Source organism: Lachnotalea sp. AF33-28 (assembly GCF_003477885.1).
Taxonomy (GTDB): Bacteria; Bacillota; Clostridia; order Lachnospirales; family Lachnospiraceae; genus AF33-28.
Window position 1 is genome coordinate 19,291 of record NZ_QUEE01000015.1, and the last position, 11,668, is coordinate 30,958.

At 50.1% G+C, this 11,668-nt stretch carries 10 protein-coding genes and 1 CRISPR repeat array (1 of these 11 cut by a window edge); of the genes, 3 read left to right on the forward strand and 7 right to left on the reverse strand.

Annotated elements, in window-relative coordinates; genetic code table 11:
- Positions 1-139: 139 nt before the first annotated feature.
- Genes DWZ56_RS17965 through DWZ56_RS17990 form a run of 6 tightly spaced genes read right to left on the reverse strand, consistent with a single transcriptional unit; the run spans position 140 to position 6,667 of the window.
- The gene (locus DWZ56_RS17965; RefSeq protein WP_118557987.1) at positions 140-2,041 is read right to left on the reverse strand and encodes a DUF5702 domain-containing protein; all 1,902 of its coding nucleotides are present in this window, start codon (positions 2,039-2,041) and stop codon (positions 140-142) included.
- Positions 2,041-2,211, reverse strand: a complete 171-nt coding sequence (locus DWZ56_RS17970; RefSeq protein WP_118557988.1) for a Flp1 family type IVb pilin — start codon at positions 2,209-2,211, stop codon at positions 2,041-2,043. The genes DWZ56_RS17965 and DWZ56_RS17970 overlap by 1 nt, the downstream gene beginning before the upstream one ends.
- 20 nt (positions 2,212-2,231) lie before the next feature.
- Entirely contained in the window at positions 2,232-3,698 is a 1,467-nt protein-coding gene (locus DWZ56_RS17975) for a hypothetical protein (protein WP_147369448.1), read from the reverse strand.
- Positions 3,695-4,405, reverse strand: a complete 711-nt coding sequence (locus tag DWZ56_RS17980; protein WP_118557990.1) for a type II secretion system F family protein — start codon at positions 4,403-4,405, stop codon at positions 3,695-3,697. Before DWZ56_RS17980 ends, DWZ56_RS17975 begins: the two co-directional genes overlap by 4 nt.
- A complete protein-coding gene (locus tag DWZ56_RS17985) occupies positions 4,395-5,654 on the reverse strand; it encodes a CpaF family protein (protein ID WP_118557991.1) in 1,260 nt (419 codons plus the stop codon). Before DWZ56_RS17985 ends, DWZ56_RS17980 begins: the two co-directional genes overlap by 11 nt.
- Positions 5,654-6,667 carry a hypothetical protein gene (locus DWZ56_RS17990; RefSeq protein WP_118557992.1) on the reverse strand — a complete coding sequence of 338 codons (1,014 nt, stop codon included), beginning with the start codon at positions 6,665-6,667 and terminating at the stop codon, positions 5,654-5,656. Before DWZ56_RS17990 ends, DWZ56_RS17985 begins: the two co-directional genes overlap by 1 nt.
- Before the next feature lie 530 nt (positions 6,668-7,197).
- On the opposite strand from DWZ56_RS17990, the gene DWZ56_RS17995 reads away from it, so the two are divergent.
- The 3 genes from DWZ56_RS17995 to glgB all read left to right on the forward strand — a co-directional run bounded on the left by DWZ56_RS17995 (position 7,198) and on the right by glgB (position 10,763).
- Positions 7,198-7,422, forward strand: a complete 225-nt coding sequence (locus DWZ56_RS17995) for a YaaL family protein (protein WP_118557993.1) — start codon at positions 7,198-7,200, stop codon at positions 7,420-7,422.
- A gap of 96 nt (positions 7,423-7,518) precedes the next feature.
- The gene (locus tag DWZ56_RS18000) at positions 7,519-8,850 is read left to right on the forward strand and encodes an alpha-amylase family glycosyl hydrolase (RefSeq protein ID WP_118557994.1); all 1,332 of its coding nucleotides are present in this window, start codon (positions 7,519-7,521) and stop codon (positions 8,848-8,850) included.
- 14 nt (positions 8,851-8,864) lie between these two features.
- Positions 8,865-10,763, forward strand: a complete 1,899-nt coding sequence (gene glgB, locus DWZ56_RS18005) for a 1,4-alpha-glucan branching protein GlgB (RefSeq protein ID WP_118557995.1) — start codon at positions 8,865-8,867, stop codon at positions 10,761-10,763.
- Positions 10,764-10,857: 94 nt separating this feature from the next.
- On the opposite strand, the gene DWZ56_RS18010 is transcribed toward glgB, so the two are convergent.
- The gene (locus DWZ56_RS18010) at positions 10,858-11,310 is read right to left on the reverse strand and encodes a MarR family winged helix-turn-helix transcriptional regulator (RefSeq protein WP_118557996.1); all 453 of its coding nucleotides are present in this window, start codon (positions 11,308-11,310) and stop codon (positions 10,858-10,860) included.
- Between the two features lie 314 nt (positions 11,311-11,624).
- Positions 11,625-11,668: a CRISPR direct-repeat array (repeat unit 31 nt) (it continues 773 nt past the right edge of the window).

Genomic DNA, 11,668 nt, shown 5'->3' on the forward strand with positions numbered 1-11,668 from the left:
CTGCAGACACCCTTTTCACGCAATTACCGCAGCGTATCCATTTGCAGCTTTCACTATGCGCCTTTGTACCTGGAGAGGTCTTTGTTTGTTTTTTTAATGAGGCAATTGCTGAAAAGGGCATCTGCAGACACTCCTCCCTTCAATACGCGGCTGTCAGGTCATTTGTTATGCAGAACCTGTCCGTCTCCAGAAACGGGCTTTTGAATATCCGTCTTCCTGACAGGGCTATTTGTGCAGTAAACCCGGCACAGCATTGTTCTATGCAAAACCCAGGGATACTTTTTCTCATATGATACTCCACCGCATCCATGGCTCGAAAAGCTTTTTGCTCCCGATTCTTCAAAAGAAGCAGTATCCTAAGATACCATTTATATGTAAGGCCGCCCGTGCCTTCCTCTATTTTCATTTCCCGCAGCCGGAAAATCTGCTCAACTGTCATATGCCAGTCCTTTGCGGTTTTTATTAACCCGACTTTCTCACCGGCCAGAAGCAGCCGTACATCATAGACCGACTCGGCAAAGGCCCAGGCGGACAGTATCAGAAATGTCACCACAGCGATCAGCGGCCCTATTCCCGTAAACCCCACAAGCCCTACAGCCAGAGCCTCCGCCTGCTGCCGCTTTGCCCGATCCGTATACAGATAGATGAGATTGAGCCCCTCCCTCATAAGCAGCAGCTGTCCGGCCGCCTCCGCCAGGTTCTCCCTGTCGGAATCCGAACCGCCGATCATATACTCCAGATCATACACATTATCGTCTTTCTCATCGGTAAAGCAGTCAAACTGAGCTGCCAGATATTCGTTAAACAAGGCTGCATCACGGATTGTTATCTGTTTTAGGCTCTTTGGTCCCATGGCCGCGGTCAGGCGTTTTGACGGGATGTCATCTGTCATGTTTCTTTCAGAGAGTTTTTCATCTCCATCCAGCACCAGCGCAAGGATCCCCTTTGTTTTCAACTCCTTTACTGTGCGAAGAAAACGGGCTCCCCCCGATTCTCCCGATATGTTCTCTGAAACAGGGAACATCTGTGTAAAATCCAAATTTCCCAGGAGTCCTGTCAGCTGCTCAAGCGACTGTTTCTGCGGCTGCTCCTGCGGCTGTTCCTGTGAAGTCTCCACTTGTGCAGGCGGAGCCCATCCGGCCAGCTGCTCCAGTATGTCCAGCTTTTCCTTCAGCGCACTGTCCACCTGCATCACCTGAAGATACCGTTCTCCCGATTCCTCTATATAAGAATTTACAGAAGTGATCTGCTGATCCACCATCTGCCGGAAGTCTTCCTCCAGCTGTTCCCTCTGCACTGCAAACTCATCCGTAATGGAGGAAAAACCGCGCTTCAGTGATTCCGAAAGACTCTGGTACTGCTGTGTCCGTCCTATCCCATCCTGAAGCAGCTTTAATATGGTGGCTGCCTGATTTTGGATACCTTTCGCGTCCATCCCATCGGACCAGCCGTTCACAAGGCTGTGCAGCCCCTCTGTTTCTCTTTTAAGGGCGGAAAGTCCGTCACTAAGTTTTGCCGTCAGTGTCTCAAGTCCAAACAGTTCCTCCGACCAGCTGCCGATTCGGTTCATGAATTGTGAAACCCACTGGCTCTGTTCGGCAATGCGCTTATAAAAATCTGTTTCTTCCAAAAGTTCCTCCACAATCCCATAGCGCATGTAATCCGCCGCAGACTGTATAAAGACCGCGCCGCCGTCATCAGCAGCGCATCTTCTGTATGTAACCTGTACGCTGTCCACCGTAAAAGGGGTCCAGCTGCCGCATTCCCCATACCGATCCAGATAATTTTGTATCCGGCCGGGCAGATTGCCGTCATCATAGCAGTACAGAAGCCCGAACCGCCGAAACAGTTCCGTGCTGTATTCCGCCGTAACAGATTCCATTGCCGAATCCATCGCGATCTCCATCTGTAACTTCAGAACATGGCTGCGGGCGGTCTCCAATATACCGCAGAGCACGGATACAAGCAATACCAGTATAAGGCTTAAAAATATCGTGATTTGACCCTGAAACACGGGGACCTCTTTACGTCCTGTATCCATCAGTACAGCGCCCCCGCCTTTGCGTTAACACTTTCGAATATCCTGGTGATTAACGCTATCAGCTGCGTTCTGAAGATCATTACCAACGCCAGGATGACGACCAATATCAGAAGGACTTCTACCACACCGGCTCCTCTTCTGTCCTTCCATAACCGCTTCATTCTGCCCATATAAATCCTCCTTCTGCATACTAAAACTGAAAAGATAAAAACACCGGCACGATTACAATTGCTACTACGATTCCAAACATCATAAACATGGGCAGCATCAGTTTGGTGGACGCTTCCTGCCCCAGCCGCCTGGCATGATCCTTCTGCTCCCGGAACGCCGCTTCGGATTCCTGTCTAAGCAGCAGAAGCAAATCCCTGCTGCCCTTTTTCAGATTTTGTTCCAGCAAGTTTCCAAGCTTAATATAGCAGTACAGCCCACAGCGCTGTCCAAATGCCCTGTACGCACTGTTTTCATACATGCCGCCCTCCATACAGTGAAGCGCATACCCCATCTCCTCATAGGCCGGCCGTTTTCCCCTGTCTGACGCCGCCTCCGTACCGGTGTAATCCGCCCATATACGTTCCCATGCCCTGCGCACCGTCATTCCGGCCCCGATCAGTACGGTCAGCTTCGCCACCAGAGAAGGATAATCCTCCAGCAGCTGCTTCTGCTTCTCATCCTGCTGCCGCTTTAATTTTTGGTCGCTGGATACGGCAGGCAGCACCACACAGGCTATACCAAGTACCAGCAGCGTCTCCCACCCCGTACGGTCCTTAGGAAAGCTGTATTTTAACCGTTTTCCCTCAAAGCTGTCAGGGAGCCTGACAAGCGGCTCATCCGCAGCTTTTTCCGCCTGCTGTTCCAGTTTTGCCTTAAGCTTTGCCGCAGCTTTCTCCTCCTCTGACCTGACAGGCGGCATCACCCTCACATAAATCCTCTCCGTATACTCATATTCCTGATATTTTAATACAGCCTCCAGCCACACAAGCTGCCCTTCCTCAGGACACTGGCCGTTGTTCACATGTCCCAGCGCATCCAGGCAGTCCGTATATTCCACCGACCATTCCACCTGTATGCCGGTTCCTTTCACCGTGGCCGGAAGGATCAAATCCGTACGCACCTCATCCGCAGACGGATTTTCTCCCAGCATCAGATTTCTTAGCGCATCGCCTGCCTGACGCATGATTTCACCGATTTGTGAACCTGCATACTGCATTGCCGGAATTTCAACTGTCAGCTTTGCAGGCTCTGATCCCAATCCTTCCACTTCCAGCAGATATTCCCGGTCCGCCTCTCCGTACCCCGGCCTGTCCAGCCCGTCTGCCGGATCCGGCCGGGCCGCGGCGGCCAAATTGCAGGCATACGCCAGGGATAAAACCAGGGATAATACCACCGCCGCAATGGACAGTGCCATGCGTTTTCCCTCATACACCTTCAGTTCCCACTCCACGTCCTGCTTATAAAGCAGGCTCTGCAGCCGTGAGCGTTTCTTATTAAAAGCCGTTTTTACCGGCAGATGCTGTGCCAGATACCAGCCACAGGGGTATAAACAGCGCAGCGGGTGTGCGTGCCGGTCCAGCATGCAGAAAAGTTGTCTGTCGTGCCGGCAGGTAAGAAGTATAAACAGAAGCATGGCCGCCAGCGCCAACGAGATTATCCAAATCACAGTCCCACCTCGATTCCCGATATCTTATCCGCCAGATACAGTGCCGCCAGGTAAAGGCCGAGGCAGACTGTCATGATCACCCTCCCAAGGGCCGTGGTATAGAGGATATCCAGAAAACCACCCGCCCCTGCATTCATATAGAGGATGATTCCTAACGGCATCAGGCTCATTATCCTGTTTTGCAGTTTTACCGACGCTGTCAGCGTAACTATTTCTTCCCGTACGCCGAGCTTATCCCCTATCGTATCTGAAGTTCGGCGGATCACCGCAGTCAGGTCTCCTCCCATCCTTCTCGCGATATAAAAAATCTGTGCAAAGACGACGATATCCTCCCTTGGATTGCGGTCAGCGAATTCCCGCCATACCTCATCCACAGGTCTGTTCAGTTCCAGCTGCCTGACCATGCGCGACAGTTCCAGAGCCATGGATGATTCCGCTCCGTAAAGCCTTTTCATCTCCTTCTCCGCTTCCCGCATCGCATTTTCCATGGAATAACCGGTCTCCAGGGAGGCTGATACCGCCATGATGCAGTCTTTAAACTGCAGGAGCAGTTCCTCTCCGTCTTTTTCTTTCCTCCGCCGTTTCATTTCTTTCGCGAGAAATACCGCCGGCAGCAGAGCCGCCGCGAGGATCAGAACCGTACTTCCATAAAATACATACAGAAAACATGCGGAGATCACATACCCTCTTATCAGGTCAGCCAGCATTCTGCCCGTTCTCCGGAAGCCTTTCCTGCCCCTGCTTCCACAGGCCCGCGGCCTCTGCTTTTTGGGTGTTTTCAAGCTTATTGCCCGTCGCTTTGAGTTCACCTCTGACCCTGCCGTTTTCCTCTTCCCCGCACTCCTTGAACTCATAGAGCGGATGCATGTTGACTTTTCCGTTTTCGTAACCAGTTACCTCCGTTATGGAAAGGACTCTCCTGCTCCGGTCCCTAAGTCTCCCCAGATGAATCAAAATATCTATGGCAGAGCCTATCTGCCCCCGGATCGCCTCCAGCGGCAGATCCGCGCCCATCAATGCCATCATTTCCAGACGGTTCAACATATCGGCAGGGCTGTTTCCATGTCCGGTGGAGAGGGAACCGTCATGTCCCGTATTCATCGCAGAAAGCATATCCAGCGCCTCTCCCGATCGGACCTCTCCTACGATGATCCGGTTCGGCCTCATGCGCAGGCTGGCCCGGATCAGGTCGCGGATCGAAACCTGGCCGGATCCCTGCAGGCTGGCATTTCTTGCTTCCAGCCTCACCAGATCAGGAATACCCGAAAGCTGCAGTTCCGCAGAGTCCTCGATGGTGATTACCCGTTCATCTTCCGGTATGAATCCAGACAGTGCATTTAAAAAAGTGGTTTTGCCCGATCCGGTGCCGCCGCTTATGAATATGTTGTAGCCAGACCTTACAAGCAGCTCTAAAAAGGCGGCGGCTTCATATGTGATCGCCCCCCACTCCACCAGCTGTTTCATTGTAATGGGGGACTTGGGGAATTTGCGGATCGTCACCACAGGTCCGTTCAAAGCGATCGGCGGCAGCACCACATGCACCCTGGATCCGTCGGTAAGCCGCGCATCTACGATGGGTGAAGCCTCGTTGACGACCCGGTTCACGCCGGATACAATATGCTGTATCACATCCTCCAGCTTCTCCGGAGAACTAAAGCGGCAGGGGCAGCGCGCGATCCGGCCGTGTTTTTCTATAAAGATATCCTCCGGCCCGTTGATCATAATTTCCGTTATCTCACAGTCATCCACCAGGTCCTGAATCACATCCAGTCCCCGTATGGCCGCATACAGCCGCCGGCGCAGTTCGGTCCGCTCGCTTAAGGTCAGCATATTTTCCCTGCCCGCATCCAGTATTGCTTTGTCGATATTTTTATAGAGAAGGTCGTCCGGCAATTCCCGGGAAATATCGGCGGAACGCATGACTGCCTCCTTGAGTCCGGCTACCAGTTCCTCCATCAGCCGCTTCCTCCGCCGTCCTGTAAGACGTCCCTGATGTATCCGCCGACATTGCTCCACATAACCTGTTCAAACCAGCAGCCCCGTCCCTCTGATCTCTTTAGTCTGGGAAATCTAAGGCGCACCGTACGCTCCTCCAGGGCCGTCAGCTTTCTGGCGGCCAGATAGGACTGGTAGGACTGCATCTTTGCAGCCGATACCTCATCCTCTCTTTCCGGCATATAAATGCGGTCGCACTGTTCCAGCAGCCTGACCGGTTCCCTGAAATCTTCTCCGATATCCAGCACGACCGACTCATAGCCTCCGTAAACCGCCATCTGCCGGACAAACTCGCCGATATCTTCCGCCTTTAACTCCCATATATCCTCCGGACAGGCACACGGAGCAATGATATCCAGGCCGTCTATGCTTTCCAGCATGTGTGCCGCCTGTTCATACCAGCAGCTGTCATTGCGGTAATAATATAAGATATCCGCTAGATCATAGCTGAAGCTTCTCTGAAACAGCCTGCTAAAATCGGAAAATGTGTCAAAGCTTATCAGAAGTGTCCGCCCTTTTCTGGCCTGTATCCATCCGCAGATTACTGCAAAGGTTGTTTTCAGACAGCGCTTGACCGGCGAATATACGCCTGTCAGCCCGGCAGCATGTTTCATCACATGCAGACCCAAAAGCGCTTCCTGGTTCTGTGCTGCATAGCAGGCCAGCGCCTCCTTCACCACCCCGTCGGAGGACTGGTATTTATAGACAACAGGGAACTCCGCCTTTACGGCGCCCGTGCGTTCCTCTGTCAGGATCACGATCCGCCGTATGTTTTTCAGTTCACGTATCCGGTCAGTCAGCACGTTTTCCGATACCAGGAGCAGATCGATCTCCTGCTTATCTGCGCGTTCCTCCAACAGTGCGGCATCCGTGAACGCACATACAGTGAACGCGGAATTTTGCTTTCTTCCGATGTAGTCGGCCAGCCGGACCGAATACTCCGGCTCCTGATCGAGAACAGCGATAAAGCGCATGCCTGCACTCCTCCTTTCTTATGTCACCAGCCGAGACTGATGACCTGCGCACACTTTTCATGTGCGTCCTCTTTCATGCCGCCAGCCAAAAGCTGATGACCTGCGCATTCATCCGTATGCTTCCACATTGCCGATGAATTTATGTTATTATATATGGGATAATTGCCTGATCAGGCCATGACTGCCCCCGACTGCATCAGGTGAATAAAGAAATCAATCACTGCTTTTTCTCATCGGGTGCTGATTATTATCTTATAAAACTTCTGCTTTGTCAAGCCGCGGCTATCCGGCGCGCCAGGTGACATTTCATAATTTCAGCCGATGTTTTACCGCACAAGTCACAACAGCATGTGCTTACTTAGTACATTTGTCTTTGTTACACAAACAGCACCCTGTCTGACGCCGCTTTTATTCGTTTCGTATACAAAATATTTATTAATAATTTTTTGCTATTTCCATCCATAATTGTATAGAATCTTATTTTGGTGACTATAATGATATCAGATAGATAATTTTGGGAGAGATTCTATATGCTGCTTAAAAATCATTCGAAAAAAGAGAAAAAGCCATCCCTGGACGAAAAGAGCCTGCTGCTGTCCGAAATCGAACGTACAAAGTCCATACTGGAATCCTCACAGGTGAATTTTTCGGAGGCCTGCGATCCGGCGCTGGTGGACAGTTATATCTATGAAATCAAGGCCGCCCAGCTGAAATACCAGTTTCTGCTGCGCAGGGTAAAGCAGCTGAACACCTGACCGTTGGTCATATTTTTATTGACACCCTCCCCCGATGTTGTTATGATAAAGGCAGTAACATTGTCTTTACCATAACAACATCAGGGGAGATTTTTTATGTGCAGATGGTATCAGCAAAGTGTGTTTTATCATATATATCCGCTGGGATTATGCGGGGCTCCAAAGGATAACACCTCTTTGGAAACCGTTCACAGGTTCAATGAGTTAATCAGCTGGATTCCCTATATTAAAGAGCTGGGATGCAGCGCAGTTTATATCGGTCCGTTGTTTGAATCCTCCACTCACGGTTATGACACAAGGGATTATCGGTCTGTTGACAGGCGTCTGGGCGATAACGGAGATTTTCGTCAATTTGTATCTCTCTGCCACCAGTCCGGCATACGCGTGGTGGTGGACGGAGTTTTTAACCACACCGGCAGGGGGTTTTTTGCTTTCCGGGACATTCAGGAGCATAAATGGGATTCCGGATATAAAGACTGGTATCGCGGGATCCGTTTTGACTGTGCAAGCCCTATGGGTGATCCTTTCACTTATGAGGCATGGCAGGGTCATTATGTTCTGCCGGTCCTCAACCTTAAAAATCCCGAAGTGGTCCGCTATCTGCTGGATACGGTATCTTACTGGATCAGGGAATTCGATATTGACGGGATACGCTTAGACTGTGCAAATGTACTGGACTTCGACTTTATGAAGTCGCTTCGTTTACACTGTGACTCCGTCAGGGAGGATTTCTGGCTGATGGGGGAAGTGATCCACGGCATTTATTCTAACTGGGCCAACCCGCAGATGCTGCATTCCGTCACGAATTATGAACTTCACAAAGGGCTGTACAGCGGACACAACGACTATAACTGTTTTGAGATTGCCCATACCATCCGCCGGCAGGTGAATGAAACCAGCCGCGGTCTGGATCTTTACACCTTTCTGGATAACCATGATGAGGACCGGATCATGAGCAAACTTAAAAACAGGCACCACATTTACACAGCTTATACCATGCTGTTCACTTTACCCGGAATTCCGTCGGTTTATTACGGATCGGAATGGGGGATGGAAGGGATGCGAAGCAGCACCAGCGATGACTCGCTGCGTCCGGCGCTGACATCCGGGCAGGCGCAGAAATCCCGCAGTGAACTGACGGATTATATACGGAAGCTCGCGGCAATCCACCGTGAGGAAACTGCGTTTCACGGTGGAAATTACAGGGAACTGCTGCTCACCAACCGGCAGTATGCCTATGAACGGGCCAGAAATGACAGCCGGGTTGTTACCGCGGTCAATATCGATGAAGCGCCGGCAGATATCTTCGTTCCGCTGTCCGGTGAGGCACAGCCTATGGATCTGCTGACGGGCCAGACTGTTCCGGTGGAAAACGGAAAACTCAAACTCCACATGGAGCCTTATCAGAGTTTTATTATAAAATTATAGCGGGGAGAATTCTTATGGGAAAAAACACAGGTTTTTTTTCGGATCTGGACTGTTATCTGTTCGGAGAGGGGACGCATTACGAAATATATGAAAAGCTGGGCGCTCATCCTAAAGAACTTGACGGAAAAAAGGGGATGTATTTTTCCGTCTGGGCTCCCCATGCTGCGGCGGTACATGTGGTAGGCGATTACAATCATTGGGACACCGATGCATCGCCGATGGTCTCTGTGCAGGAGTCCGGCGTATTTGAGACTTTTCTTCCGGATTTTCCGTTAGGTGGGATGTATAAATACGCTATCACAACACAGGATGGGAAATTGCTTTACAAGGCAGATCCTTATGCTTTTCATGCAGAATACCGCCCCGGAACAGCCTCCATTACTGCGGATCTGTCAGGATTTAAATGGAGCGACGATAAATGGATGGAAAAGAGGCTGCGTGAAAACCGTCAGGAATCTCCGATGTCCATTTACGAAGTGCATCTCGGTTCCTGGAAACGCCATCTCAACGCGGAGAATGAGAATGCTTACTATAACTACAGGGAAGCTGCCAAAGAGCTGGCTGTCTATGTAAAAAATATGGGCTACACCCATGTGGAACTGATCGGTATCGCCGAGCACCCCTTTGACGGATCCTGGGGGTATCAGGTAACCGGCTATTATGCGCCTACCTCACGCTACGGCACCCCTGACGATTTCATGTATTTTGTAAATCACCTGCACAAAAATGGTATAGGGGTCATACTGGACTGGGTTCCTGCCCATTTTCCGAGAGACGCTCACGGTCTGGCCGATTTCGACGGAACTCCCACCTATGAATATGCCGATCCCCGCAAGGGAGAGCATCCGGACTGGGGAACTAAAATATTTGACTATGGCAAGCATGAGGTATCCAACTTTCTGATCGCAAACGCTTTGTATTGGGCGGACAAGTACCATATCGACGGGCTGCGTGTCGACGCCGTTGCCTCCATGCTGTATCTCGACTATGGCAAAGAGGCGGGGCAGTGGGTCCCCAACAAATTCGGCGGCCATGAAAATCTGGAGGCCATTGAATTTTTCCGCCATTTAAACAGTGTTATGAAACGCCGTTCTCCCGGTGTCATGGTTATCGCCGAGGAATCCACCGCATGGCCGAAGGTCACCGACGCACCGGAAGACGGCGGTCTTGGCTTCACTTTTAAATGGAATATGGGCTGGATGCACGATTTCCTGGAGTATATGAAGCTGGATCCGCTTTTCCGCAAGGGGCACCACCATCAAATGACTTTTGGCCTCACCTATTTCACCAGCGAGAACTTTGTTCTGGTACTGTCACATGATGAGGTTGTCCATCTAAAACGCTCCATGCTGGGTAAGATGCCCGGAGAATATGATGAGAAATTCGCCTGTCTGAAAGCAGGATACACCTTTATGATCGGCCATCCCGGCAAAAAACTGCTGTTTATGGGACAGGATTTCGGTCAGTGGAAAGAGTGGAACGAGGAAACAGAACTGGAATGGTATCTGATCAAGGAGGAGAAAAATGCGGATCTCCAAAAATATGTGAGGGGCCTGCTGCATCTGTACAGGAAGTACTCTGCCTGCTATGTGATGGACAGTGACTGGAACGGTTTTGAATGGATGAACTGCAATGACTCGGAACGGAGCATATTCAGTTTTATCCGCAAGAGTAAAAACGGGAAAAACAATCTCCTGTTTATCTGCAATTTCACTCCGGTTGCCCGCCCCAATTACCGTGTGGGTGTTCCCAGGAGGGGGAAATACACACTTCTGCTGGATGAAACCCGGGGGCTGCATGAGAAAAGTGATCCTAAGGATGTGTATACCGCCCAAAAGAGGGATTGTGACGGAAAACAGTATTCCATCGCTTATCCTCTGCCTGGATATGGGACCGCCGTATTTAAATTCTGACAGAACCTATTATGAAATGTTAAAAGCAGGTGCATAAACTGATGACGGATCAGTCACGCACCTGCTTTTCTTTTATTGTAATAAACGGTATTCATTACGGTGTTTCTTCTATGGGATAGCCGCGGAAAAATACCCGCAGATTTGTCAATGCTTTGACAAGAACCTGGGTTTCCTCCTGGCTTAAGTCCTTTGTCATCGCATCAATCATTTTTTTATGGAATTCCTCATGGTGTCTGTATGCTTTTCGTCCTTTTTCTGTGAGGGAAATATATACCACCCTCCGGTCCTTTTCACTTCGGTTTCTGACAACATAGCCCTTTTTTACCAGGCTGTTCATAGATATGGTCAGCGTTCCTACCGTAACGGACAGCGCCCTGGCTATCGTCGACATATTTTTCATCGTACTGATTCCAATCGCTTCGATCACATGCATATCGTTATTCGTTATGTCTTTAAACTCTTCTGTGATAATCGCTCTTTCTTCTATGTCCATGATCTCATTGAATAGCCTGACAAGAACATCATTAAAAGTAGCATAGCTGTCCATCTGCGGTCACCTCCTATTTGCCGAAATGATTGCGGCGTTATGTGCTGATAGAATACAGTATACATGAAATAGCTGGTTCAGACAAGGTTTCTTTGTGCTCTTTTTTCTTTGCTGGGCTGGGTAAAATTTAGTGTGGAGAGATATGGATTGTGTAGCTTTCGTATGGCAAATATATTTCTGGTGTATAGGCAGCGTATGTGTAATTTTAGAAATTACATATTGTAATTTGGCGTGATACGCCTGTGACATTTCAGTCTGCGTTGCCACGAAATAGCGACGATTAATAATATCGTACACCCGCCACTGCTAGCTAGGTTTCGATCCACGCTACCGCGAGGTAGCGACACTCCCTTGGAAA

Coding starts and splice junctions, on each gene's coding strand:
- DWZ56_RS18010 (WP_118557996.1), bottom strand. CDS start 11,310: ATGGACAGCTATGCTACTTTTAATGATGTTCTTGTCAGGCTATTCAAT.
- glgB (WP_118557995.1), top strand. CDS start 8,865: ATGGGAAAAAACACAGGTTTTTTTTCGGATCTGGACTGTTATCTGTTC.
- DWZ56_RS17970 (WP_118557988.1), bottom strand. CDS start 2,211: ATGGGCAGAATGAAGCGGTTATGGAAGGACAGAAGAGGAGCCGGTGTG.
- DWZ56_RS17990 (WP_118557992.1), bottom strand. CDS start 6,667: ATGCGCTTTATCGCTGTTCTCGATCAGGAGCCGGAGTATTCGGTCCGG.
- DWZ56_RS17995 (WP_118557993.1), top strand. CDS start 7,198: ATGCTGCTTAAAAATCATTCGAAAAAAGAGAAAAAGCCATCCCTGGAC.
- DWZ56_RS17985 (WP_118557991.1), bottom strand. CDS start 5,654: ATGGAGGAACTGGTAGCCGGACTCAAGGAGGCAGTCATGCGTTCCGCC.
- DWZ56_RS17980 (WP_118557990.1), bottom strand. CDS start 4,405: ATGCTGGCTGACCTGATAAGAGGGTATGTGATCTCCGCATGTTTTCTG.
- DWZ56_RS18000 (WP_118557994.1), top strand. CDS start 7,519: ATGTGCAGATGGTATCAGCAAAGTGTGTTTTATCATATATATCCGCTG.
- DWZ56_RS17965 (WP_118557987.1), bottom strand. CDS start 2,041: ATGGATACAGGACGTAAAGAGGTCCCCGTGTTTCAGGGTCAAATCACG.